We start from the raw sequence: 23,963 nt of genomic DNA on the forward strand, positions 1-23,963 counted from the left end.
CGGCGTCAGACCGTCACCACGATGCGCCCGAAATGCGCGTTGCGTTCGAGCAGCGCGTGCGCGTCGGCCATGCGCTCGAAGGCAAAGCGATGCGCGATCACCGTGCGCAGCGCGCCCGAGCGCAAGCCGTCGAAGATGAACGTCGCGGCTTCGCGCTGGCGTTGCTCATCGGTGGTCGTCGAGAACAGGTTGTAGCCGTGCACGGTGATGCGTTTCGACAGCAGCGGCAGCACTGGCAATACCGTTTCGTCGGCGCTCAGTGCGCCGTACAGCAGAATCGTGCCGCCCGCGCGCGTCGCGTCGATCAGCCGCGCGAGCGTCTTGCCGCCGACGGGATCGAAGACGAGATCCGCGCCGCGTCCTCCGGTGATGCGCATGACCGCATCGACGAGATTCTCTTCGTCGGTCACGATCACATGATCCGCGCCGAGTTCGAGGAGCGCGTCGCGCTTCGCGGACGTTCGCGTGAGCGCCACGGCCGTCGCGCCGAGTTGCTTCGCGACCTGGATCGCGCCGATGCCCACGCCGCTCGACGCGGCCGGAATCAGCACGACATCGCCCTGTTTCAGGCGCGCGTCTTCCGTGAAAGCCGCGTAAGGCGTCACGAACACGTTCCAGATCGCAACCGCGTCTTCATGCGAAAGCCACGCGGGACTCTTGACGACCGCGTGCGCAGGCGCGAGCACGCGTTCGCCGTACATGCCGTAATCGTTCATCGAAAACGACGGCACGGTGGACACCGCGTCGCCGACCGCGACGTGCGTGACGTTCGCGCCGATCGCATCGACGATGCCCGACGCCTCGTAGCCGGCGCGCGCCGGCAGCTTTGCCGGCTCGACATACGCGCCGCGCCGCCACATCGATTCCGCGCGATTCAGGCCGATGGCCTTCACGCGGATACGCACTTCGTTCGCCGCGGGCGCGAGGTCGCCGGCTTCGGTGTACTCGAAGACGTCGGGGCCGCCGTGCCGAGCGAAAGTGATGATTCTTGCCATGATGCATTCCTTCCGGTCGATTTGAGTGGACGAGACGCGCGCTTGTGCGGCACGCCTCGAAGTGGCTCGAATTATCGGAACGGCCATCGACGCAATAAATCGGGATACCGCTAACTGACTGTTCTTCGCGACCGAACAATCGCTTTTCATCGGCGCAGGCCCGCGCCAGCCGGGCCGCGCGCCATTGCGGACGCGCACGTCCGCAGTGCCGCGACCCGCAGACGGTTTTTCTCGCGGCGGCATCGCCCTACATTGGCTTCAAGCGTCGCCGCTCATGGCGCCGGCAGCATCCATCCCGAATACCACAGCTCGAGGAAATCGAAATGTCCACGCTCTTTTCGCCGGTCGAAGTCGGTTCTTATGAACTCGCGCATCGCGTCGTGCTCGCCCCGCTCACCCGGATGCGCGCCGAAGACGGCGCACGCCCCGGCCCGCTGATGGCCGAATACTATGCGCAACGCACCTCGCCCGGCGCGCTGCTGATCGGCGAAGCGACCATCGCCGCCCCCGAAGGCAACGGCTATCTCGGCGCGCCCGGCCTCTACGACGACAGCCAGATCGAAGGCTGGAAGGCCGTCACCGATGCCGTGCATGCCAAGGGCGGGCGCATCTTCCTTCAGCTCTATCACGCGGGACGGCAATCGAATGCGCAGTTGCAGCCGGACGGCGGGCAGCCCGTGGGGCCGTCTGAGATCGCGCATGGCGGCGTCGCTTACACGGAATCCGGCTGGGTGCCGAACACGCCGAACCGCGCGCTGCGCACGGACGAGATCGCGGGCATCGTCGAAAGTTTCCGGCTCGCGGCGGCGCGCGGCGTGAAGGCGGGCTTCGACGGCGTCGAGCTGCATGCGGCCAATGGCTATCTGTTCGACCAGTTTCTTCAGGACGGCAGCAACCGGCGCACCGACGAATACGGCGGCCCGATCGAAAACCGCGCGCGTCTTCTGCTCGACACGACGCGCGCCGTGATCTCCGTGTGGGGCGCGGACAAGGTCGCGGTGCGCCTCGGCCCGAGCGGTTCCTGGGGCGACATGTCGGACAGCGATCCGCAGGCGCTTTTCGGCTACGTCGCCGATGAACTCGACAAGCTCGGCATCGCGTATCTGCATCTGATCGAGCCGCGCATCGCCGGCAACGTCGAAGACGATACGCGCGACCAGCGCCCGGTCGCGGCGCAATCGCTGCGCGCGCGCTTTCGCCATCCGATCATCGTGGCGGGCGGCTTCGACGGCGACAGCGCCGAAGCGATTCTCCAGTCCGGCGATGCGGATCTGGTCGCGTTCGGACGTCACTTCATCGCGAATCCGGACTTGCCGGAGCGGCTGCGCAAGCAGCTTCCGCTGAATCCGTATGACCGCCCGACGTTCTTCGGCGGCACGGAGATCGGCTATACGGATTACCCGTTCTATCGCGAAAGCGCGCTCGCGGCCTGAGAAGCCGTGCATCACGCGCGCGGCGGCGCCGGACAGCGCCGCCGCGCTTTTGTTTCGCCATTCGACGACGAGACTACACATGGATATCGACCATTCGCGCGTGGCCGCGCGGCGGCCGTGGCTCGCGGTGCTCTCCATCGCGCTCGGCGCATTCGCGTTCGTGACGACCGAATACATGCCTGTGGGCGTGCTGCCGGCCATCTCGCGCGATCTCGGCATCACGCCCGGCACCGCCGGACTGATGACCACGACGCCGGGCATCATCGCGGCCTTCTCCGCGCCGCTCTTGCTGCTCGCGGCGGGCCGCGTGAACCGTCGGCTGATTCTGCTGTTGCTGTCGATCGCGCTCATCGCGTCGAACGTGCTGAGCGCGCTCGCGACGCATTTCACGACGATGCTCGCCGGACGCGCGCTGCTCGGCCTTGCGCTGGGTGGATTCTGGACGGTGGCGCTCGGCGTGTCCGGGCAGATCGTCGCGGAAAAGGACAGCGCCCGGGCCAGCGCGACGATCTTCATGGGCATCACGCTCGCGACGGTCATCGGCGTGCCGCTCGGCACGTATATCGCCGACGCTTCGTCGTGGCGCGTGTCGTTCTTCGCGACGGCGGCGCTCGCGCTCGCCGCACTGCTTTCGCAGGCGCTGTTGCTGCCGCCATTGCCGCCGCGCGTGGCGGCGCGCGGCGCGGATTTCGTGCGCATGCTGGCGCGCGGCCCGGTGCTGCGCAGTCTCGCGCTCGTCGCGCTGTTGTTCGGCGCGCACTTTAGCGCCTACACCTATGTCGCGCCCTTTCTCGAAGACGATGCCTCTTTCGATGCCGCCCGCGTGAGCGCGTTACTGCTCGGCTTCGGCGTCGTCGGCTTCGTGTCGAACTTCGTCGCTTCGGCTTATGTAACGTCGCATCCGCGAGCGTCGCTCCTCACGATGGGCGCGCTCGTGATCGCTTCGCTCGTCCTGCTGCCGGCGTTCGCGCACACGCCGGGCGCGGTCGTCGCGGGCGTGCTGGCGTGGGGCATCGCGTATGGGGCGATTCCGCTAGGTCTCAGCGTCTGGATGCAGTCGACGTCGCCCGGACAGGCGGAGGCGGCGTCGGCGTTGTTCGTGAGCGCGGTGCAGATGGCGATCGCAGCGGGATCGGTGGCCGGCGGCGTCGCGTTCGACCGCGCAGGCGCGGCGGGCGCGATGCATCTCGGCGTGCTGCAGTGCGCGGCGGGGCTGGCGGTGCTCGCGACCTTCGCGACGACGCGGCGCGCGATGGCCGCCATGCCCGGAGATTGAACGCGCGGCCGTCCGGCATGCCGCGGCCCGAAACACGTTGCGCCGCTTCCTTGTATAGTTGTTGATCGTTCGTCACGCCTGGCTGCCAGGCCATCTGCCCGAAATCGATTCACTGGACGATAAGGGAAGCGATGAAGTACAAGGACTATTACGCCGTCATGGGCGTGCCGCGCAATGCGACCGAAGCGGAGATCAAGACCGCTTATCGCAAGCTCGCCCGCAAGTTTCATCCGGACCTGAATCAGGACGAGAACGCCGAGAAGCGTTTCAAGGAGGTCGGCGAGGCCTATCAGGTTCTCAAGGATCCCGAGAAGCGCGCCGCGTTCGATGCGCTCGGCACCGGCTTCAAGGACGGCGACGAAATCCGCCCTCGCACGCAGCCTGGCGCCGACTACGGCAGCGATTACAGCGGCGACTACGGCAGCGCCGCCGACGCGCAAGACGCCGAGGATTTCTTCAGCGACCTCTTCGGGACGCGCGCGCGCCAGTCGGCACGCTCGTACACGCCTGAATGGCCCGGCGAAGATCTGCACGCGCGGGTCGCCGTCAGTCTGGAAGACGTCTACAACGGCGCGCAGAGAACGCTGAACCTGCAAATGCCGGTCATCGACGATCAGGGACGCGTCACCTACCAGACGCGCACGCTCGACGTCGCCATACCGAAAGGTATCCTCGACGGTCAGCGGCTGCGGCTCGCGGGTCAGGGCGGTCCGGGCATCGGCAACGCGCCGCGCGGCGATCTGTTTCTGGAAATCGCGCTGGATACGCACAAGCGATACCGCGTCGATGGCCGCGACGTGACGATCGATCTTCCGCTTGCCCCGTGGGAAGCCGCGCTCGGCGCCGAAGTCGTCGTGCCGACGCCTTCGGGAGACGTCACCGTGACCGTTCCGGCAGGGTCGGCGGCGGGGCGGCGGCTGCGGCTAAAAGGGCGCGGCATTCCCGGCAATCCGCCTGGCGACTTCTACGTGATGCTGGGCATCGTGCTGCCGAGCGCCGATACCGAGGCCAGGAAAGCTGCCTACGCCGAGATGCGTAAGGCATTCGATTTCGATCCGCGCGCGCATTTTTACGGGTGAACATCATGAACGGCAACGATCCTTCTTATCTGCAAGGCGAGATCGTCGAGGAACGCATCGAGTTCACGCTGGTCGAGTTGTGCCGCATCACCGGCGCATCGCGCGACGATCTCGCCCAATGGGTCGAGGAAGGCGCGTTCGAACCGCAGGGCGCGCGGGTCGAGGAATGGCGCTTCAGCGGCACGTGCCTGCGCCGCGTCATCACCGCGCAGCGTCTCAAGACCGACCTGGAATTGAATGCGCCGGGCGTGGCGCTCGCGCTGGATCTGCTCGATCAGATCGATGCATTGCACAAACGGCTCGCGCGTTATGGCGATCAGGGCGATAAAAGCGATAGGAATGGCGGCGCGTGATCGATAAAAGCCGCATGAAAGCGCGATACTCAGTACTCTAAAGCGAGCCGCGATGCGCGGCGACGGCTCGCCACGTCCCGGCGCTCCGCGTGCCGCCGCCGCCCTCCCCGCCATCATCCGAAAACTCGGGCCACATCTCGCCGCCGCGCGCGCAGCGCCGATACTCATTTGACGCTGCCGGGACATGTCCATAGACTTCCCGTTCTCGAGACCCACGCAATATTCATGATCATTCATCCGGAAACGTCCAATCCGGACGGCTCGGCGCTGGACATACCCGTGCCGCCACGCGACTTCGGCACGACGCGCCGCATGCTCATCGCGACATTGGTCGCTTCGATCGTCACGCCGCTGCTGTTTCTGGCCGTGTATGGCTATTTCGGCTATCAGAGCCGCTTTTCCGATTCATCGGAAGGCATCGACCGTCTTTCGCGCGTGGCCGAAGAACAGGCGGTCAAGGTCTTCGACGTCAGTCAGGAAGTATCGCTTCGCGTGCTGACGATGGTAGGCGGCGACGGCGATGCCGAAATACGCGCGCGACAGAAGTCGCTCCACGACTTTCTCGCGGACACGGCAAAGCGCCTGCCGTCGGTCGCCGCGATCACGTTGTTCGGGCGCAACCGCAATCTTCTGGCAAGCAGCAGCGCCTACCCGGTCGGATTGCAATCGATCGACGAGCATCTCATCAGCTTCGTCGACAAGCCCGTGGGCGGCGCGAAGATGGCCGTTTCCCAACCCGAACGCACCTCGGCTCCGGTCATCGATGTCTTCAACCTTACGTTTCCCCGCTACGATGCCGCGGGCCATTATCTCGGCGCTCTGGTCATTTCGCTTCGGCGGGACTATTTCTTGTCGTTCTATCAGCGGCTGACCATCCATGACAACGCGCTGTCCATCGGCCTTTTCCGGGGCGACGGCACGACGCTCGTCCGATATCCCGCCCCGCGGGCACGACGACCGCCCACGAACAATCAGCCGCTGGTGGAAGCCGTGCACGTCAACGGCAAGAGCGGACGCCTCAATATCTTTTCGACGCTCGACGGCGTCCAGAAACTGCTCGTCTATCGGCAGGTGGGAGACTATCCGCTCTATGTGACGAGCGGCATTCCCGTTTCCATCGTGATGTCGAGGTGGCTGAAGCACGATGGCCTCATCGCCATCGCGACGCTGGTTCCTTGCGTCGGCATCTGGCTGCTGGTCGCGTTCAGCCTGACGCGCCTCAGACGCGAGCGGACGGCATGGGAACGATGGAAAGCGGAATTCGGCATGCGTCTTTCGGCCGAAGAAACGACGCGTCAGATGAAGCGCATGGGCGCGCTCGGCAATCTGGTGGCGAACGTCGCGCACGACTTCAACAACCTGTTGATGGTCGTGAAAGCCAATATGGAACTGGCGCGGCGCAAGGGCTTCAACGGGCTCGAGAAGGAAGTCATAGCGGTCGAGCGCGCGTCGGTGACGGCCGAGGGTCTTGCGAGGCGGCTGCTCAGCGTCGCGCGCAAGCAGCCGCTGCGCCAGGAAGTCGTCGATGTCAGCGCGTGGCTCGAACAGGATGCCGCGCTGATCCGCATGTCGCTCAGCGACCGTATCAGCCTGCATATCGACGCGCCCAAAAGCACGTGGTCGATCTACGTCGATCCGTCCGAACTGCAGTCGGCTTTGATCAACCTTGCGGTGAACGCCAAGGACGCGATGCCTCACGGCGGCAAATTCGTCGTGCGCTGCGAGAACATCATCGTCGAAACCGGGAGCGGCAACCCGAAGCCCGGCGAGTATGTGCTCGTCGCCTGTTCCGATACGGGCATCGGCATGGCGCCCGCTGTCGTGCAGCGCGCGTTCGAGCCGCTTTATACGACGAAAGCCGCGAACGCGGGCACCGGTCTCGGCCTCGCGCAGGTCATCGCGATGTGCGAGCAGGCGGGCGGGACGGCGCGTATCGAGAGCACGGTCGGCGAAGGCACGACGGTATCGCTGATCCTGCCGCGTTCGACGGAAAGCGCCGGCAAGAATGCCATCCCATCGCCTCTCGCACCCGCGCCCGCGACAGCGCCGGTGAAAGGCTCGATTCTGCTCGTCGAAGATAACGAAGAGGTCGCGGCCGGACTGTCGGCGGTGCTCGAAGTGTTCGGCTGGCATTCGCGGCACGAGCTGACCGGCGATGCAGCGCTCAGTCTGCTCGACGATGGCGCGACCTTCGACCTGATTCTTTCCGACGTGCAGATGCCGGGCCTGAACAGCGGAATCGATGTCGCGGAGAAAGTTCGCCGCAAGTGGCCGCGGCAGACCATCGCGCTCATGACGGGCTATGCCGATGAGCTCGAGCGCGCAAAACATGTCGGCGTGACGATTCTTTCGAAGCCGTTCAATATCGACGACTTGCAGGCGCTGCTGCAGAGCGTGAAACTGTCGCGGCCGGCGGGCGCCTGAAGATGCTGCGTACCCAACCACATGGTACGGGAACAACCTATGGACTTTGATGCGATCGTGCTCGGCGCGGGTATCGTCGGCACTTCGATAGCCGTTCACTTGCAGCGCCGTGGCGCGAAGGTCGCGCTGATCGACCGGAAGGCGCCCGGCAACGAGACATCGCTGGGCAACGCCGGCATCATCCAGCGAGAAGGCGTCTACCCGTATGCCTTTCCGCGCGACCTTGCCACGATCTCGCGATACGCGTCGAACCGCGCCACCGACGTCCGATACCATGCGGCCGCCATGCCGAAGCTGCTGCCGTTTCTGCTTCGCTACTGGCATCATTCGCGCCCCGACCGTCACGCGAACACCGCGCGTGCCTACTCGGCACTGATCGCGCATAGCGTTTCCGAACATCGTGAGTTGATCGATGCAGCCGGTGCCGGTGCGCTGCTCAGAACCGGAGGATGGATCAACGCATTCCGGACGAGCAAGGCGTTCGATACTGCGGTGAGCGAGGCGTCGCGCTGGAAAGACGAATACGGCATTCCGTTCGATGCCCTTTCCTACGAAGCCTTGCACGACGCGGAGCCTTCGCTCGGACCCGCACTCAAAGCCGCCTTGCGGTACACGTCCGCGGATTCGGTGAGCGATCCGTCGGGCCTCGTGCGCGCGTATGCGAAGCTGTTCGAGACGCTTGGCGGCACCGTATTAACCGGCGATGCATCGACGCTCGAACGCGGATGGCGCGTGACGACCGCATCGGGCGTCGTATCGGCGAAACAGGCCGTCGTCGCGATGGGGCCGTGGTCGAGCGAGGTGATCGCGAAGCTGGACTATCGCCTTCCGCTCGAAGTCAAACGCGGCTATCACATGCACTATGCGGCGCAGCCCAGCGCAACGCTGAATCAGCCTGTGCTCGATGCCGAAGTCGGTTATGTCATCACGCCGATGACACGCGGCATCCGCCTGACCACCGGCGTCGAACTCGGTCTCAGGGATTCGCCGAAGACGCCCGTGCAACTCGCGGCGGTCGAGCCTTTCGCCCGCGAAACGTTCCCGCTCGGCGAGCGCCTCGATGCGGAGCCGTGGCTCGGACGCCGGCCGTGCACGCCCGACATGATGCCGGTCATCGGTCCGGCGCCGCGCCATGCGAATCTGTGGTTCGCCTTCGGTCACGCGCATCACGGGCTCACGCTCGGCCCGGTCACCGGACGGATCATCGCGGAGATGATGACCGGCGAGCGTCCGGTCGTGGACCCGCGCCCGTTCCGTGCGGACCGGTTCTGATCGGGCGATACGTCAGTCGCGATTCGCCATCAGCAATAGCGTCTGCCCGTCCTGAAGCACCGCGCCGTGCTGATTCAGCACGGTCAGCTTCAACGTTGCGATGCCGCGATCGGTCCGCTTGGTCACGCGCTTTTCGACGACTTCGATACGCACCTGAATGCGATCGCCGATCATCAGCGGCGCGCGAAACGCCCAGTTCCAGCTCAATGTCGCGAGTGCGCTGAAGCGGACGTCGCTGCGCGTCTTCAGGCCGTCGGCGAGCGCGAGTCCGAGCAGTCCATGCGCGATGCGCCCGGGAAAGCCCGCTTCCTGCGCGGCGACGTCGTCCATATGCAGGTCGTACAGATCGCCCGATACGCCCGCGTAGTTGACGACGTGCGACTCGGTGACCGTCATCCCCGAGGTGAGGTAGTGATCGCCCGGTTCGATGTCGTTGAGGTCGTATTTGCCCGCCGGAAGCAGACGTCCCGTGCGCGCATCTTCGATGATTTCCTGTGTCATGTCTCTCGTCTCTTCTGTATAGGTTGCCGTCAGCAAACCGATTGCAGGCGCTGCGCGCATACGGCCAGCACTTCGTCCGGCGCGACCTTCCACCAACGGTCGCGCGAGAATATTTCGACTTCCATCATGCCGTCGTAGCCCGCGTCTTCCATCTCGCGCCGGAAGCCCGCCAGGTCGATGACGCCATCGCCCATCATGCCGCGATCCATCAGCATGTCCTTCGTGTCGGCGTGCCAGTCGCACACGTGATACGCGAGAATCCGCCGTGCGCGGCCCGCCGCCGCGATCGACGCCGACAGCAGCGGATCCCACCAGCAGTGATACACGTCGATGGCGATGCCGAGCATCGACGGATCGTTCGGCGCGATGCGTTCGCATATCGCGAGCGCCTGCCCGATCGTGTTGACGACCGACCGATCCGCCGCGTACATCGGATGCAAAGGCTCGATGGCGAGGGGCATCTTCAGCTTGCGCGCCTCGTCGAGCAGACGCGCAATGCCCTCGTCGACCTGAGCGCGCGCGCCCGCGAGATCGCGGACGTTCGCACTCACGCCGCCCACGACGAGCACGAAACAGCGCGCGCCGAGCTCGGCGGCATCGTGCAGCGCCGCGATATTGCCGTCGATGCTCGCGCGCCGATCCGCTGGCGTCGCGCCCGTCAGATACGTGGAGCGGCAATAGCCGGTGACCGTGAGTTGCAGCGCGCGAAGCTGGCGCGCGACCGCTTGCGCGCCGAGCGCCTCGACCTCGTGCCGCCACGGCGCGACGCCGCCGAAGCCCGCGCGCGCGATGCGCTCCAGCGTCACATCGAGCGATTCGCGATGTCCGAGCGTCGCTGTATTGATCGCGCATCGTTGCAGTGAAACCATCTCGTGCTCCCTTGCGTCGTCACAGGCCGAACGTCTGCATGACGAGGCGCATGCGATGCACCGCGAGTTCCGGATCGCGCAGAAGGTTCGCTGCATCGGCGAGACGGAACACGTCCGCGAGATAGAGCGGCGGACGCGCGCCGTGATGGCCGCCCGGCATGAAGAAGTGCGGCTGGAATCCGTTCAGGTACGCGAGAAAGACGACGCCCGTCTTGTAGTACTGCGTCGGCGCGCGAAAGATGTGCCGCGAGAGCGCGACCGTGGGTTCGAGCACGCGCTCGTATCGCCCGATATCGCCGCTCGCGAGCGCGGCGAGCGCCTGCGACGCGGCGGGCGCGATCGCATCGAAAATGCCGAGCAGCGCGTGCGAGAAGCCCGCTTCGTCCCCCTTGATGAGCGACGGATAGTTGAAGTCGTCGCCCGTGTACATCTTCACGCCCTCGGGCAGACGGCGGCGGAACGCGATCTCGCGCGCATCGTCGAGCAGCGAGATCTTGATGCCGTCGATCTTCTGCGCGTTCTCTGCGATCACCGCGAGGCAGGCATCGGCGGCTTTGTCGAGATCGTCGCTGCCCCAGTAGCCTTTCAGCTCGGGATCGAACATGTCGCCGAGCCAGTGCAGGATCACGGGCTGTTCGCACATCGCGAGCACTTCGCGGTAGACGCGCAGATAGTCGTCGCGATGCCGCGCCACGCGTGCGAGCGCGCGGCTCGCCATCAGGATCACGCGGCTGCCGGTGCGCTGGATGGCGTCGAGCTGCATCGCGTAGGCGCGGATCACGTCATCGCACGATGTCGCCGCGTGCGCGGGAAGATGATCGGTGCCGCAGCCCGACGCGATCAGCGCGTGCGGCATGTCGCGCGTTTCGGCCATCGTGCGCTGCACGAGTTCGAGCGCGATTTCCCACGACAGACCCATGCCGCGCTGCGCGGTGTCCATTGCTTCGGCAATGCCGAGGCCCTGCCCGATCAGATAGCGCCGGTATTCGATGGTGCGCGGCCAGTCGAGCGCGGCGGGCTGATTCAGCTCGCCGCTGCGATGCGGATCGGCGACGACATGCGCCGCCGAATACGCGATGCGGTTGAACGTCGCGCCCGCCGGCGCACCGCCGATCGGGTCGCCCTTGAGCGTGTAGGTGTCGAACTGGCCGGAAGCGGCCGGAAGAACGATTTGCATGATGGTGGTGGCTGGTGGTGGCGCTTCAGGCGTGCTCGTCGGAGAAACAGGAAAACGACGCGGGCATGTCGATGCCGAAGAACGTCGCGAACGCCGCGAGTTGTCCTTCGATCATCGGCCGGCCGTTGGTCGCGCGGCAGCCGCACTGCCGCGCATGTTCGAGCAGCGGCGTTTCAGCGGGCGTCATGATGATGTCGACCACTTGAAGCGCCGGCGAAAACGCGCCGAACGCCGCGGGCATGCCGTCGCCCGGCCGCATGCCGACCGGCGAGCAGTTGACGAGCAGATCGATGCCCGCGAGATTCGCCGGATCGATATCGACGCTCGCCGGACAGTCCGGATAGAACCGGTTCAGCCGCGCCGCCAGTTGCTCGGGCAGCTCGCGCTGCGGATCGGCAAGCGCGATGCTCGCCGCGCCCGCTTGCGCCAGCGCATGCGCGACCGCCGCGCCCGCGCCACCCGCGCCGAGCTGCTTCACATGCTTGCCGCGCACCTCGAAGCCGATGCGCGTGAGGCCCAGCACGAGGCCGGTGCCGTCGAACATGTCGCCGAACCAGCTTCCGTCGGGACGCTCGCGCATGACGTTGATCGCGCCGACGCGGCGGGCGGTGTCGGAGACTTCATCGACCATCGACATGGCGCGGACCTTGTGCGGCACCGTGACGACGAGCCCGTCCACATTGCCGAGCGCCTGAAGCCCGGCGACGGCCGGCTCGAACACGTTGACGGGAACATCGAACGGCAGGCAGACCGCATCGATGCCGCCCGCTTCGAACAGCGCGTTCATCAGTTGCGGCGTTTTCACCTGCGTCACCGGGTTGCCGACGATGCCGAACAAGCGCGTCGCCCCGCCGATCCGATGCTTGCGCGTGGCTGGCTGCGTCACCGCTGTCCCCCCGCGAAACCGGCGAGGCGCGCATGACGCGGCCACGGCTGCGCGTCCATCGTGGCGGCGAGGCGCATCGGCTCGGGACGGAACAGGCGTTCGTCCATCAGCTTGAGATCGGGCGAGATGACCGGCCGGAACGCCATGTGCGCGAGCACGTCGCGTTCGAGATCGATGCCCGGCGCGATCTCGATCAGTTCCAGCGCACCTTCGATGGCGCGAAACACCGCGCGCTCGGTGACGAAGAGCGTCGTCTGATTGCGTTCCTGCGCGTAGGGCCCGCTGTACGACACCTGCTGCAGCTTCGACACGAACTTGCGGTGCGCGCCTTCCTTGAGAATCTGCAATTGCCCGCCTTCGCACGCCACTTGCAGGCTGCCGGCCGTGAACGTGCCGCCGAACACCATCTTGCGCGCGTTCTGGCTGATGTTGATGAACCCGCCGACGCCGATCAGCTTGTTCGCGAAGCGGCTGATGTTCACGCTGCCCTGCGCATCGATTTCCACGGCGGAAAGAAACGCGATGTCGATGCCGCCGCCGTCATAGAAATCGAACTGATAGGGCATGTCGACAATGGCGCTGTAGTTGCGCGCCGCGCCCGCGTCCAGACCCGCGGCAGGCGCGCCGCCGATCAGCCCTTGCTCGTTGGTCAGCACGATGTGATGCAACACGTCTTCTTCCGCCGCGACGAGCCCGATGCCCGTGCACACGCCCGAACCCACGTTGCACACCGCGCCGACGCGCAGTTCCATCGCGAGACGCCGCGCGATGATCTTGCGCTCGTCGAGCGGCAGGCGCGGAAAGCCGCCGAGCGGAATGCGCAGCTCGCCGGTGAAGGCGGGATCGTAGGCGGTCTGGTACGTCACCGGCTGATCCGGCTCGACGACCACCGCATCCACCAGCATGCCGGGAATCTTCACCGACTTGGCGGGCAGCGTGCCGCGCCGCGCAAGCCGCTTGACCTGCACAATCACGATGCCGCCGTTGCGCCGCGTCGCCTGCGCCATCGAGAGCATGTCGGCGAACACGGCTTCGTGCTCCATCGATACGTTGCCGTCTTCGTCGGCGGTCGTGCCGCGCAGGAACGCGACGTCGACTTCGAAAGGCTTGTAGAACAGCCACTCGCGCCCTTCGATTTCGATGAGGCTGACGAGCTGGTCGTCGCTCGGCGCGCCCTGCAGGCCGCCGCCGTTGCGCGGATCGACGAAGGTATGCAGGCCGACGTGGCTCACGAGCCCCGGCCGTCCCGCCGCCATTTCGCGCGTGAGTTGCGACAGCGCGCCCTGCGGCAGCGTCCACGCTTCAACTTCCTTGTTCAGCGCCATTTGCGCGAGCGCGGGCGAATCGACCAGCGTGCCGCACACGACGCGCTTGAGCAGACCCGCATGCGCGAGCCGCGATGCGCCGCGCTCGCCGCGATCGCCGAGACCGACCGGATGCACGGACGTGATCCGGCGCGGCGCGCCCTCCGCGAGAAAGCGGCGCTCGAGCGCCTCGATGAGCGATTCGGGCACGGCGTGTCCGCTTCCCGATCCCCCGATCATCAACGTGTCGCCGTCCTTCAGCAGGGATGCGGCCTGGTCGGCGGTCAAAATTTGCATGTCGTGTGCTCCGGTGTTTTCTGTGTCTGTCGATGCGTGCCGCCGCTATGCCGCCGAACGCGATTCCGCGAATACCTGTTCGTCGTCGCGATGACGCGAAAGATGCTTGCCGAGCAGCGCGGCGATCAGCGTGAACAGGCAGAACGCGGCGAGGTACAGCATCACGTAGGTCGGCTTGCCGCCGGCATAAGCGACGAGCGCCGTCGCGATGAACGGCGTCGGCCCGCCGATGAACGCGCCCGAGAACTCGCGGCACATGGCGATGCCGGAGAAGCGGTACTGCGTCGGAAAGAGGTTGGAGAGGAACGCGCCCTGTGCGCCGCACGTGCAGCCCCAGCTGATGCCGTAGACCGCGCTCATCGCGATGGTGGCGAGCACGACGTCCTTCGAATCGATCGCATGAAAGAGCGGCCACACGAGCACGAGCGCGATCATCGCGCCGGCGGCGAACACGTTGCCGCTACCGTACTTGTCCGCGAGCATGCCGCCGACGGGCGCGCAGAAGAGCGAAAAGCCGAGCGCGATGATGAGCACCACGAGACTGTCCGCCTTCGCCATGCCGACGGTGTTCGTCATGTAGGAAAGCGCGAAGGTGTTGAGCACGTAGGACAGCGCCTGATGGCCGCCCATCGCGAAGAAGCCGCACAGCAGTTCGCGCCGGCTATTGCGGAACAGTTCGGCCACGGGCACTTTGCCGGCCTTGGCCTTTTCGCTCGCCTTTTCCATCGCGGCGACGTATTCCGGCGTCTCGTCGAGTTTCGAGCGGATGTAGATGGCGACGCCGAACAGCGCGAGCGACAGCAGGAACGGCACGCGCCACACCCACGAGAACAGAATGTCCTCGGGCACGTACGAGATCATCAGGAACGTGGCGATCGCGATCATCACGCCGAAGTTGGTCGCGGCGTTCGGGATCGACGTGAAGAATGCGCGGCGGCTCGGCGGCGTGTATTCGGCGATCAGCGTGATCGCGCCCGCGAGTTCCGCGCCCGCGCCGAAGCCCTGCATCATGCGCAGGAGCACGAGCAGGATCGGCGCGAGAACGCCTGCCTGCTGCCATGTCGGCAATAAGCCGAGGCCGACGGTCGCCGCGCCCATGATCGTTACGCAGAAGACGAGCGCGGGCTTGCGGCCGTATTTATCGCCGATGTGCGAAATGACGATGCCGCCCAGCGGCCGGATGATGAAGCCCACCGCGAACGTCGCGAATGCGGCGAGCGTGCCCGCCAGCGACGACAGATGCGGAAAGAACAGCTTGTTGATGATGAGGCCCGACGCCGCCGCATAAAGTCCATAGTCGTACCATTCGATGATGGTGCCGAGCGTGGACGCGAATACGGCGCGCCGGATGTTCCTGCGGTCTGCCCGCGCGAGTGCTGGTTGCATGGCGCTGTCTCCTGCTTCTCTTGTCTGATCTCTGTGCGATGCCGCGTGCTCGAAGGCCGCGGCATCCGTTGACGGTTTCGCGGCTGTTCCTGCCGGTCTTGCGAATCAGGTCCGGCCGCGATTGCCGAACGCGCTGGCGCCCTCCTCGTAATTGCCTGATGCGAAGCAGAGCGAGGTCAGCTCGTTCTCGTAGCGGATGCCCTGATCCACGCTCATCGAGAGCGCCGCGCGCACTGCCGCTTTCACCGACTGCGTGGCGACCGGGCTGTACCCGGCGATCTTGCGGCACAGCGACATGGCGTGATCGACGACGGCTTCGTCGTCCACCACGATCTCGACCAGGCCGATGCCGCGCGCCTCGTCCGCATCGATGGTGTCGGCGGTCAGAAGAAGGCGCATCGCCTGTCCGTAGCCGACGAGACGCGGCAGCATCTGCGACGCGCCGCCGCCGCCCACCCAGCCGCGCAGCACTTCGGGCGCGCCGAACTTCGCGCTGCGGCCAGCCACGCGGATATCGGCGCCGAGCATCATTTCCAGCCCGCCTCCGAGCACCCAGCCTTTCAGTGCGGCGACGACGGGCTTCGTGAAATCGCGCACGACCATCGCGTAATCGGTGCGCGCGCGAAACTCCCACGCGCTCCGGTACGTCTTGAGCGAATGCAGGTCGCTGCCCGCGCTGAACGCGCGGTCGCCTTCGCCGCGCAGCAGCACGACGCGCACCGTCTCGTCGCGCTCGATCTCCTGCCGGATGCCGGCGAGCGTCTGCGTCATCCCGGGCGTGATCGCGTTCATCTTTTCCGGCCGGTTGATGACGATCTCCGCCACCGCGCCGTGCCTGCGCATGAGTATCTGTTCCTGCATCGCGCCTCCTTGTTTGCCGACTGCCGCAGCAGTCATGTCCCCTTCGCGTTTTCCCTTATACTTACTTACTAGTAAGTAGCTTGAGCGGACATTAACATCAATCCCGAACGTTGCGCAACGGGAATTTCGAGGAGGCAAAAATGCGAGGCGACACAGCGGATGGGAAGACGCTCGAAGCACACGCGGGAACGCGGCCGGCCGGCGGGGGTCGTGTAAAATCGGCCGTTGCTTCGCCCCGTATGAGGCTGAGTCACCACACCGATCCTCACCGAGGGAAAACCTTGAGTCAGACCGAGAAGACCGCGAAAACCGACAAGACGGCGCCGGCGACCCGGCAGCGGTCCTCCATGTACGACAGCATCAAGGACGTGGCCAAGCGGCTCTTGATCGCGCACGGTTATCACAAGACCACGTTCGGCGTGATCGCGAAGGAACTCGGCATCACGACGACCAACATCCACTATCACTTCGGCAACAAGAACAGCCTCGTCGAGGAAGTGGTGAAGGATTACGTGGCCGGCGCAACGGAAGGTCAGAAGAAAATCTGGCTCGACGAAACCATGTCCTTGCAGGACAAGGTGCAGGCGGAGATCGCCTTCAACCGCAATCTCTTTCGCAAGTACAACCCCAACGGCAAGACGCGCAAGCCGTGGAGTCTGATCGGGCGGCTGCGCCTCGAAAGCGACGTCCTCACCGACGAGGCGCGCGCCGCGCTCGCGGGCTTCACGACCGAAATTCACGGCGCGGTGGAGTTCGCGGTCGCGCACGCGAGCCGCAGCGGCGAGCTCAAGCGCGACACGCCCAAGGAAGACCTGATCTTCCTGCTCACGCATCTGATCGACAGCCTGTCGGTATTCGCACAGGACGCGGGCGGTTTCGAGCGCGTCGAGCAGTTCATGAACTCGTTCTCGCGCGTCGTGCTCGCGAAATACACGAAGTAACTAAGCCTTTTTGCGCATCGCGGGCGCACCGCGCGCTGGACAATTAGATCGATCTACCTTATCGTCGCGGTACGGAGACAATTCATGAGCGATAACGCCTTCAGCATCGCCGTCGTGGGCGCGGGCATGGCATCCGCGCCGCATCTCGCGGGCCTTCTGGACTTGCGGGAGCGGGTAAACGTGCGCCATGTCGTCGCGCGTTCCGAGGCGCGCGCGCGCGTGTTTGCGGATGCGCTGCCGCACGCCCGCGTCACGCTCGACCTGGACACCGCGCTGGCCGATCCGCACGTGAACGCCGTGCTGCTGCTCACGCCGCCGAACACGCACTTGGAACTCGGCGCGAAAATCGCGGCGGCGGGCAAGCATCTGCTGGTCGAAAAGCCGGTCGATGTCACGACCGCGCGCGCCCGCGAACTCGCCGACATATGCGATCGGCACGGCGTCGTCGCGGCGACGGTGCTGCAGCATCGCACGCGCGATGCCTCACGCAAGCTGCGCCAGTTGCTCGATGCGCGCGCGCTCGGCGACATCCACAGCGCGAGCGTCGCGGTGCCGTGGTGGCGTCCGCAATCCTATTACGACGAACCCGGGCGCGGCACGCTCGCGCGCGACGGCGGCGGCGTGCTGATGACGCAGGCCATTCATACGCTCGATCTGTTCCTGTGGCTCGCCGGCTGTCCCGACGAAGTGTTCGCCTACGCGATCACCAGCCACGCGCATCGCATGGAATGCGAGGACACGGTTGCGGGCGTCATGCGCTATGGCAGCGGCTGCATCGCGTCGCTCCATGCGAGCACGGCGGTATATCCCGGCTTCGACGAACGCATCGAGATCAGCGGCGCGAACGGCAGCGCCACGCTCAGCGGCGGCAGGCTCGTCGTCCATTACCTGGACGGCTCCGTGATCGAGGAAGGCGAAGCGGCCTCGCTCGGTTCCGGCGCGAATCCGATGGCCTTCTCGCACGATGCGCATCGGGCGGTCATGGCCAACTTCATCGATGCCGCCACGCGCGGCGCCGAGCCGGTCGCGTCGCTACGCAGCGCGCTGACCGTTCAACTGCTGATCGATGCGCTCATCGCGTCGTCGGCGAATCGTCGACCCATGCCGGTCAAGCCCGGCTCGCCAACATGACCCATACGCTCAATGCCGCCGTCGCCGGCGATACGCGCCTCTTCGCCATCGTCGGCGATCCCATCGCGCAGGCGCGCTCGCCGCTCGTGTTCAACGAAATCTTTCAGCGCATGGGCGTCAATGCCGTGCTCGTGCCGATGCAGATTCCCGCCGCATCGCTCGCGACGGCGATCGCGGGACTCAAGGCCGTCGGCAATCTGGACGGCATCGTCGTCACGGTGCCGCACAAGATCGCGATGACGGAACTCGTCGACCGGCTGCTGCCCGCCGCGCAGCATGTGGGCGCGATCAACTGCATGCGCCGCGCCGAAAACGGCGAATGGGAAGGCGACATGTACGACGGCGAAGGCTTCACGCGCGGATTGCGCAAAGAGGGCCACGAGCCGCGCGGCATGGCGGTGTTCCAGGCGGGCGCGGGCGGCGCGGGCAAGGCGCTCGCGCATGCGCTCGCGCGCGCGGGCGTGCGTTCGCTGCAACTGTCCGACGTGGATCGCGACAAGCAGGACGCGCTCGTCGCGCAGATCGTGCGGGCGTATCCGGACGTGCGCGTCGTCGCGGGCGGCGAGCAACCCGAGGACGTCGACATGGTGGTGAACGCCACGCCGTGCGGCATGGCGCCGGGCGACCCGCTGCCGTTCGACATCGACAGGCTCGGCCGCGATGTGCTGGTCGCCGACATCATCATGAAACCCGAGCGCACGCCGCTGCTCTGCCGGGCGGAAGAGCGCGGGCATCGCATTCATCTCGGCCGGCATCTGCTTGAGAATCAGGCGGAACTCGTCGCGGAATTCTTCGGCATCGCACCGATGTGACGCCACGCGCCGGCGGCGGAACGTCCGGCCGTTTCGGATACACTCCGGGCATACGACTCATCGACCGTTCCAATGTCCCGAGACAAACCAGGTTCTCCCGTCACACTGCTCGACATCGCCAACGATCTCGGCCTGTCTCGCGCCACGGTCTCGCTCGTTCTGCGCAACAGCCCGCGCATTTCCGAGGCTACGCGCGAACGCGTGCTCGAAGCGTTCAAGCGCAAAGGCTATGTCTACAACCGCCACGCGGCGGGCATGCGCAGCAATCAGACGCATACGGTCGGCGTCGTCGTCAACGATCTCGCCAATCCTTATTTCACGATGCTCGTGCGCGCCATCGAAGCGAGCCTGAGCACGCAAGGCTTCATCACGCTGCTCGGCAACACGGACGAATCGCTCGAACGGCAAAGCCGCTTTCTCGATACGGTGCGGCAGCACAACATCGACGGTCTCATCGTCTGTCCGACGGAATCGACCACGGCCGCGCAGATGCGTCAGGTGCTCGCATGGGGCATTCCGTGCGTGTTCGCCTCGCGCTACGTGGCGAACCTTCAGGCCGACTACGTGGGCGTGGACAACCGGCGCGGCATGGCGCTCGCGACCTCGCATCTGATCGGCCTCGGGCATCGGCGTATCGCGATGATCGGCGGCGTGATGCGCGCCTCCACCGGCAGCGACCGCGCTGAAGGTTATCGCGAAGCCCTGCGCACCGCGAAGATCAAGCTCGACGAACGGCTGATCGTGCCCTCGCCGCTCACGCGCTCCGACGGCAAGCGAATCATCACCGAACTGCTGCGCCTGAAGAATCCGCCGACGGCTGTCGTGTGCGGCAACGATATCGTCGCGTTCGGCGTGATGCTGGGCCTGCGCGCGCACGGCATCGAACCGGGCACGGATTTCGGCGTCGTCGGCTTCGACGATGTCCCCGAAGCCGGGCTGTGGGAGCCGCCGCTCACGACGGTACAGGTCTTGCAGGACGAGATCGGCCAGACCGCCGCCGACCTCCTGCTCAAGCGCATGACCGAGCCGTCGCGCACGCCGACGCGCATCGTGTCGGAGCCGGTGCTCATCGTGCGCGGCACCTGCGGCGCGCGCGCCAAGGCCTGAAAAGCAGGCTCGCTTTCTCATCGTCCGAACTTTCCCGAGCCGTCCGGTTCGGGTTTCCCTTAGGCAAAATCCGCTTGCGTCACGTCTGCGCAGCCCCTAATCTACGCCCATAGTAGATCGATCTAACACGCGATAAAGACGTGTCCCCGCGGCAGCCTTCCGGTCAGTTCCAGCCGCTCCTCCGTGCACTTGCGCCGTAGTGCGACACCGCAGCGCGGCAGTGCGATACGGACATGAAAACCATAGGAATCCGATTCATGCGTGACTACCTGCTCTCTCGCCGCAAGCTGCTGATCCTCGCCGCCGCGTCCGCCGCCGCGGGCTATGTGCCGCGCCTCGCGCTGGCGGACGGACAGACCATCCGTATCGGCGATGTCGTGGATCGCCACAATCCCGAAGTCATCACCGAGAACGTGATGGCGAAGAAGCTGAAGGAGTCGACCGGCTTCGACGCGCGCGTGTTTCCCGACGGCGTCCTCGGCTCGCACACGCGCATGAACGAGCAGTTGCGCAACGGCACGCTGGAGATCACGGTCACGAACGTCGCGGATCTCGAAGGCTACGACAAGCGTCTCGGCCTCTTCGCGATGCCCTTCGCGTTTCCGGATCGCAAGTCGCTTTTCGCGGCGCAGGACGGCGCGCTCGGTCAGGCCTACGCTGGCATTCTCGACAAACTCGGCTTCGTGCTGCTGGGCTGGTTCGATTCGGGCCAGCGCAGCGTCTACAACCGCACGCGCGCCGTTCACGAACCGGACGATCTCAAGGGCCTGAAAGTGCGCACGCAGGGCAACCAGATCATGATCGCCACCTTCAACCAGCTGGGCGCTCAGGCAACGCCGCTCGACACGACGCAGATCTACTCCGCGCTGCAGCAAGGCGTGGTCGACGGCGCGGAGAACTCGGTCACGTTCTTCGTGCAGCAGCATCACAGCGAAGTGGCCAAGTACTACTCGTACACGAATCACTTCTTCTCCATCGACCCGATGCTCGCGAGCAAGAAATGGTTCGATGCGCTCGATCCGAAACAGCGCGACGCCGTGAAGCAGGCAGGCGCCGAGGCGCAACAGCACGAACGCGAACTGTGGATGGCGTCGGACGCGAAGTATCTCTCCGAAGCGAAGAAGAACGGCGCGGCCTTCAACGACGCGAACATTCCCGCGTTCCGCACGGCGGTCAAGCCGATCTACGCGAAGTACCGCTCGAACTTCGCCGAACTGGCGACGTATCTGCCGGATCTCTGACCTCAAGCCACAGGTTCTCCGACATGAAACCCCAACCGCTTTCGCCTGCGCCCCGCGACGGCATCAACCAGACCCGCGCGTTTCGCGTGCTCGCGAGCGTCGAGGATCTGCTGATCGCCGTGCTGGTTTTCGCGATCTTCTGCGTCGTGCTCGCGGGCATTCTGTCCCGCTTCGTCTTTCATGTTTCGCTTTCGTGGAACATCGAGATCAGCGTCACGCTGATGATCTGGATGACGTTCATCGGCATCGCGGTGGGCGTGCGCGACAAGGTGCATGTCGCGTTCGAACTGTTCGAGGACAAGCTGAGCGGCCGCTGGCTCACCTGCGCCTCGCTCGTGCAGATGCTGCTGATGGGCTTTCTGCTCGTCGCGCTCGCGTGGGGCGGCTGGCAGTTCACGGAACTCGGCTTCAGCCAGCTCACGCCGAGCGGCATTCCGCAGTGGATCTCGTTCGCCGCCATTCCGGCCGGCAGCGCGCTCGGGCTGCTGCATCTCGCGGCGCATGCCTGGGACGTCGCGGCGCACGTCGATCTCGATAGCGGCGCGCATCGCGGTCACGGCCATACCGAAACGAGGACGCAATGATACTGACCATCGGACTGCTTGCGCTGTTCGTGCTCGCCGGCGCGCCGATCATCGCGTCGCTGGGCGCGGTCGGCACCATCGACGGCCTGATGCAGGGCCTGCCGCTCACCAACATCGCGCAGGCGATGTATCACGGCGTCGACTCGTTCACGCTGCTCGCCGTGCCGCTCTTCATCCTCGCCGGCGAAATCCTGTTCCACTCCGGCTCGGCGGGCCGGCTCGTCAACTTCATGAACCTGCTGGTCGGGCGCGTGCCGGGCGGACTGGGCGTGAGCGCCGTGGCATCGACGATGGTGTTCTCGGGCCTGAGCGGGTCGGTGAACGCCGACGCCGCCGCGATCAGCTCCGCCATGCTCCCGTCGATGGAAAAGGCCGGCTACCGCAAGGAATGGTCGTCGGCGATCATCGCGGCGGCGGCGGGCACGGGCATCCTGATTCCGCCGTCGATCACGATCATCGTGCTCGCGACGGTGGCGAACATGTCGGTCACCAAGCTCTTTCTCGCGGCCACGCTGCCCGCCATTCTGGTCGGCGTGACGAAGATGCTCATCATCATGTATCGCGCGCGACTCGAGCCGCCCGTCGCGCCGGTTCACTTCAGCGTGCCGGAACTGGGCCGTGCCTTCGTGCTCGCGATTCCCGCGCTGGGCGCGCCGATCATCATTCTCGGCGGCATCTTCATGGGCTTTTTCACGGCGACCGAATCGGCGGCGGCGGCGGTCGCCTACGTGACGATCATCACGCTCCTGCAACGCTCGATTCCCACCCGCGCGTGGCTCGGCATCCTAATCAAGGCGGGCCGCACGAGCGCGATCGTGCTGTCGCTCGTGGGCGTCGCGCAGATTCTCGGCTATATGCTCGCGTACAACTCGGTGGGCGAACAGGTCGCGGAATTCGCCTCGCAACTGACGAGCCACAAGATCGTGTTCACGGTGTTCATCGTCGTGGTGTTCTGGCTGCTGGGCGCGCTGCTCGACGGCATTCCCGCGCTGATCCTGCTGATTCCGCTCTTCCTGCCGATCGCGCAGGACGCGGGCTTCAGCGACATCCACTTCGCGATTCTCGCCATCGCCATCGTCGGTATCTCGCTCGTCACGCCGCCGATCGGCACGGCCTGCTTCATCGTCACCGGCGTCGCCAATATCCGCATGGTGAATCTCGTGCGGCCGATGCTGCCCTTCATGGCAGTCATGTTCGTCACCATCCTGCTGCTCGCCTTCGTGCCGGCATTCTCCGAATGGCTGCCTCGTCTCCTGTACTAGCGCCCGGACGGGCGCGGCCGCTCGCGCTCGTGACCGGCGCGCGGCGCGGCATCGGGGCGGCCATCGCGGCGGAACTGGCGCGCTGCGGCTTCGACCTCGCGCTGGTCGATATCGACGAAGCCGGCGCGGACGATACCTGCGCCGCCGTCGAATCGCACGGTGGCCGCGCAGGCTTCTGGCGGCACGACCTCGCCGACAGCGCCGCGCATCCGGCGCTCGTCGGGCGCATCGTGGCGGCGTGCGGGCCGCTCGCGTGTCTCGTCAACAACGCGGGCGTGTCCGCCGAGCGGCGCGGCGACCTGCTCGAACTCGGCGAATCGTCCTATGACCGGGTGGTGGACATCAACATGCGGGGCACGTTTTTTCTCACTCAGGCGGTGGCGCGTCACATGGCGTCGAGCGGCAACGAGCATGCGCGCGCGATCGTCACGGTGTCGTCGGTGAGCGCGGAGCTGGCGTCCGTCGAGCGCGGCGAATACTGCATGTCGAAGGCCGGTCTCGGCATGCTGACGCGGCTTTTCGCGCTGCGCCTGGCGCCGCTCGGCATCGGCGTATTCGAAGTGCGGCCCGGCATCATCCGCACGCCGATGACCGAAGCCGTCGCCGCGCGCTACGACGAGCGCATCGCGGACGGCATCGTGCCGATGCGGCGCTGGGGCGCGCCGCAGGACGTCGCCTCGGCGGTGGCGGCGCTCGCGTCCGGGCGCATGGGTTTCGCCACCGGGAGCGTGCTGAATGTCGATGGCGCGCTGTCCATCCCGCGTCTGTGAAG

22 protein-coding genes are annotated in these 23,963 nt (G+C 65.8%); 14 read left to right on the forward strand and 8 right to left on the reverse strand.

Annotated elements, in window-relative coordinates; genetic code table 11:
• Window positions 1-5 precede the first annotated feature (5 nt).
• The gene (locus tag AWB77_RS30370) at window positions 6-995 is read right to left on the reverse strand and encodes a zinc-dependent alcohol dehydrogenase family protein (protein WP_061138182.1); all 990 of its coding nucleotides are present in this window, start codon (window positions 993-995) and stop codon (window positions 6-8) included.
• 323 nt (window positions 996-1,318) lie between these two features.
• Here AWB77_RS30370 and AWB77_RS30375 point away from each other — a divergent pair, with 323 nt between their 5' ends.
• The 6 genes from AWB77_RS30375 (at window position 1,319) to AWB77_RS30400 (ending at window position 8,832) form a co-directional block, all read left to right on the forward strand.
• Complete coding sequence (locus AWB77_RS30375) at window positions 1,319-2,428, forward strand: alkene reductase (RefSeq protein ID WP_061138183.1); 1,110 nt, start codon at window positions 1,319-1,321, stop codon at window positions 2,426-2,428.
• A 79-nt stretch (window positions 2,429-2,507) separates the two neighbouring features.
• On the forward strand, window positions 2,508-3,704 hold the full coding sequence (locus AWB77_RS30380; protein WP_061138184.1) for an MFS transporter: 1,197 nt from the start codon (window positions 2,508-2,510) through the stop codon (window positions 3,702-3,704).
• A gap of 131 nt (window positions 3,705-3,835) precedes the next feature.
• The gene (locus tag AWB77_RS30385) at window positions 3,836-4,783 is read left to right on the forward strand and encodes a DnaJ C-terminal domain-containing protein (RefSeq protein ID WP_061138185.1); all 948 of its coding nucleotides are present in this window, start codon (window positions 3,836-3,838) and stop codon (window positions 4,781-4,783) included.
• A gap of 5 nt (window positions 4,784-4,788) precedes the next feature.
• Complete coding sequence (locus AWB77_RS30390) at window positions 4,789-5,136, forward strand: chaperone modulator CbpM (RefSeq protein ID WP_061138225.1); 348 nt, start codon at window positions 4,789-4,791, stop codon at window positions 5,134-5,136.
• A 225-nt stretch (window positions 5,137-5,361) separates the two neighbouring features.
• Complete coding sequence (locus AWB77_RS30395) at window positions 5,362-7,560, forward strand: hybrid sensor histidine kinase/response regulator (RefSeq protein WP_061138186.1); 2,199 nt, start codon at window positions 5,362-5,364, stop codon at window positions 7,558-7,560.
• Between the two features lie 39 nt (window positions 7,561-7,599).
• Window positions 7,600-8,832 (forward strand): NAD(P)/FAD-dependent oxidoreductase, encoded by a 1,233-nt coding sequence (locus AWB77_RS30400; protein ID WP_061138187.1) that lies wholly within the window; start codon window positions 7,600-7,602, stop codon window positions 8,830-8,832.
• Between the two features lie 12 nt (window positions 8,833-8,844).
• Here AWB77_RS30400 and AWB77_RS30405 read toward each other — a convergent pair whose 3' ends face one another.
• From AWB77_RS30405 to AWB77_RS30435, 7 genes are all read right to left on the reverse strand, one after another.
• Window positions 8,845-9,333 carry a MaoC family dehydratase gene (locus AWB77_RS30405; protein WP_061138188.1) on the reverse strand — a complete coding sequence of 163 codons (489 nt, stop codon included), beginning with the start codon at window positions 9,331-9,333 and terminating at the stop codon, window positions 8,845-8,847.
• A gap of 29 nt (window positions 9,334-9,362) precedes the next feature.
• Entirely contained in the window at window positions 9,363-10,202 is an 840-nt protein-coding gene (locus AWB77_RS30410) for a sugar phosphate isomerase/epimerase family protein (protein WP_061138189.1), read from the reverse strand.
• A gap of 19 nt (window positions 10,203-10,221) precedes the next feature.
• Window positions 10,222-11,379, reverse strand: coding sequence for a dihydrodipicolinate synthase family protein (locus AWB77_RS30415; RefSeq protein WP_061138190.1), 1,158 nt, complete (start codon window positions 11,377-11,379; stop codon window positions 10,222-10,224).
• Window positions 11,380-11,404: 25 nt separating this feature from the next.
• Entirely contained in the window at window positions 11,405-12,265 is an 861-nt protein-coding gene (locus AWB77_RS30420; RefSeq protein WP_061138191.1) for a shikimate dehydrogenase family protein, read from the reverse strand.
• Complete coding sequence (locus tag AWB77_RS30425) at window positions 12,262-13,866, reverse strand: acyl CoA:acetate/3-ketoacid CoA transferase (protein WP_061138192.1); 1,605 nt, start codon at window positions 13,864-13,866, stop codon at window positions 12,262-12,264. Before AWB77_RS30425 ends, AWB77_RS30420 begins: the two co-directional genes overlap by 4 nt.
• Window positions 13,867-13,911: 45 nt before the next feature.
• Complete coding sequence (locus AWB77_RS30430; RefSeq protein ID WP_061138193.1) at window positions 13,912-15,252, reverse strand: MFS transporter; 1,341 nt, start codon at window positions 15,250-15,252, stop codon at window positions 13,912-13,914.
• A gap of 105 nt (window positions 15,253-15,357) precedes the next feature.
• Window positions 15,358-16,113, reverse strand: a complete 756-nt coding sequence (locus tag AWB77_RS30435; RefSeq protein ID WP_061138194.1) for an enoyl-CoA hydratase/isomerase family protein — start codon at window positions 16,111-16,113, stop codon at window positions 15,358-15,360.
• Between the two features lie 281 nt (window positions 16,114-16,394).
• Here AWB77_RS30435 and AWB77_RS30440 point away from each other — a divergent pair, with 281 nt between their 5' ends.
• From AWB77_RS30440 to AWB77_RS30475, 8 genes are all read left to right on the forward strand, one after another.
• Entirely contained in the window at window positions 16,395-17,054 is a 660-nt protein-coding gene (locus AWB77_RS30440) for a TetR/AcrR family transcriptional regulator (protein WP_082852788.1), read from the forward strand.
• A gap of 84 nt (window positions 17,055-17,138) precedes the next feature.
• Window positions 17,139-18,185 carry a Gfo/Idh/MocA family protein gene (locus tag AWB77_RS30445; RefSeq protein ID WP_061138195.1) on the forward strand — a complete coding sequence of 349 codons (1,047 nt, stop codon included), beginning with the start codon at window positions 17,139-17,141 and terminating at the stop codon, window positions 18,183-18,185.
• Entirely contained in the window at window positions 18,182-18,997 is an 816-nt protein-coding gene (locus AWB77_RS30450) for a shikimate dehydrogenase family protein (protein WP_061138196.1), read from the forward strand. The genes AWB77_RS30445 and AWB77_RS30450 overlap by 4 nt, the downstream gene beginning before the upstream one ends.
• A 72-nt stretch (window positions 18,998-19,069) precedes the next feature.
• Window positions 19,070-20,104, forward strand: a complete 1,035-nt coding sequence (locus AWB77_RS30455; RefSeq protein WP_061138197.1) for a LacI family DNA-binding transcriptional regulator — start codon at window positions 19,070-19,072, stop codon at window positions 20,102-20,104.
• A 257-nt stretch (window positions 20,105-20,361) separates the two neighbouring features.
• Complete coding sequence (locus AWB77_RS30460; protein ID WP_061138198.1) at window positions 20,362-21,345, forward strand: TRAP transporter substrate-binding protein; 984 nt, start codon at window positions 20,362-20,364, stop codon at window positions 21,343-21,345.
• 23 nt (window positions 21,346-21,368) lie between these two features.
• Window positions 21,369-21,929, forward strand: coding sequence for a TRAP transporter small permease (locus AWB77_RS30465; RefSeq protein ID WP_061138199.1), 561 nt, complete (start codon window positions 21,369-21,371; stop codon window positions 21,927-21,929).
• Window positions 21,926-23,191 (forward strand): TRAP transporter large permease, encoded by a 1,266-nt coding sequence (locus tag AWB77_RS30470; RefSeq protein ID WP_061138200.1) that lies wholly within the window; start codon window positions 21,926-21,928, stop codon window positions 23,189-23,191. The genes AWB77_RS30465 and AWB77_RS30470 overlap by 4 nt, the downstream gene beginning before the upstream one ends.
• Entirely contained in the window at window positions 23,167-23,961 is a 795-nt protein-coding gene (locus tag AWB77_RS30475) for a 3-ketoacyl-ACP reductase (protein WP_061138201.1), read from the forward strand. The genes AWB77_RS30470 and AWB77_RS30475 overlap by 25 nt, the downstream gene beginning before the upstream one ends.
• Window positions 23,962-23,963 lie beyond the last annotated feature (2 nt).

Source organism: Caballeronia fortuita, assembly GCF_001544835.2.
In the GTDB taxonomy this organism is placed as follows: Bacteria; Pseudomonadota; Gammaproteobacteria; order Burkholderiales; family Burkholderiaceae; genus Caballeronia; species Caballeronia fortuita.

Excerpts from the sequence above, each read along its gene's own strand:
- AWB77_RS30370 (WP_061138182.1), bottom strand. The coding sequence starts at position 995 with ATGGCAAGAATCATCACTTTCGCTCGGCACGGCGGCCCCGACGTCTTC.
- AWB77_RS30375 (WP_061138183.1), top strand. The coding sequence starts at position 1,319 with ATGTCCACGCTCTTTTCGCCGGTCGAAGTCGGTTCTTATGAACTCGCG.
- AWB77_RS30380 (WP_061138184.1), top strand. The coding sequence starts at position 2,508 with ATGGATATCGACCATTCGCGCGTGGCCGCGCGGCGGCCGTGGCTCGCG.
- AWB77_RS30385 (WP_061138185.1), top strand. The coding sequence starts at position 3,836 with ATGAAGTACAAGGACTATTACGCCGTCATGGGCGTGCCGCGCAATGCG.
- AWB77_RS30390 (WP_061138225.1), top strand. The coding sequence starts at position 4,789 with ATGAACGGCAACGATCCTTCTTATCTGCAAGGCGAGATCGTCGAGGAA.
- AWB77_RS30395 (WP_061138186.1), top strand. The coding sequence starts at position 5,362 with ATGATCATTCATCCGGAAACGTCCAATCCGGACGGCTCGGCGCTGGAC.
- AWB77_RS30400 (WP_061138187.1), top strand. The coding sequence starts at position 7,600 with ATGGACTTTGATGCGATCGTGCTCGGCGCGGGTATCGTCGGCACTTCG.
- AWB77_RS30405 (WP_061138188.1), bottom strand. The coding sequence starts at position 9,333 with ATGACACAGGAAATCATCGAAGATGCGCGCACGGGACGTCTGCTTCCG.
- AWB77_RS30410 (WP_061138189.1), bottom strand. The coding sequence starts at position 10,202 with ATGGTTTCACTGCAACGATGCGCGATCAATACAGCGACGCTCGGACAT.
- AWB77_RS30415 (WP_061138190.1), bottom strand. The coding sequence starts at position 11,379 with ATGCAAATCGTTCTTCCGGCCGCTTCCGGCCAGTTCGACACCTACACG.
- AWB77_RS30425 (WP_061138192.1), bottom strand. The coding sequence starts at position 13,866 with ATGCAAATTTTGACCGCCGACCAGGCCGCATCCCTGCTGAAGGACGGC.
- AWB77_RS30430 (WP_061138193.1), bottom strand. The coding sequence starts at position 15,252 with ATGCAACCAGCACTCGCGCGGGCAGACCGCAGGAACATCCGGCGCGCC.
- AWB77_RS30435 (WP_061138194.1), bottom strand. The coding sequence starts at position 16,113 with ATGCAGGAACAGATACTCATGCGCAGGCACGGCGCGGTGGCGGAGATC.
- AWB77_RS30445 (WP_061138195.1), top strand. The coding sequence starts at position 17,139 with ATGAGCGATAACGCCTTCAGCATCGCCGTCGTGGGCGCGGGCATGGCA.
- AWB77_RS30450 (WP_061138196.1), top strand. The coding sequence starts at position 18,182 with ATGACCCATACGCTCAATGCCGCCGTCGCCGGCGATACGCGCCTCTTC.
- AWB77_RS30455 (WP_061138197.1), top strand. The coding sequence starts at position 19,070 with ATGTCCCGAGACAAACCAGGTTCTCCCGTCACACTGCTCGACATCGCC.
- AWB77_RS30460 (WP_061138198.1), top strand. The coding sequence starts at position 20,362 with ATGCGTGACTACCTGCTCTCTCGCCGCAAGCTGCTGATCCTCGCCGCC.
- AWB77_RS30465 (WP_061138199.1), top strand. The coding sequence starts at position 21,369 with ATGAAACCCCAACCGCTTTCGCCTGCGCCCCGCGACGGCATCAACCAG.
- AWB77_RS30470 (WP_061138200.1), top strand. The coding sequence starts at position 21,926 with ATGATACTGACCATCGGACTGCTTGCGCTGTTCGTGCTCGCCGGCGCG.
- AWB77_RS30475 (WP_061138201.1), top strand. The coding sequence starts at position 23,167 with ATGGCTGCCTCGTCTCCTGTACTAGCGCCCGGACGGGCGCGGCCGCTC.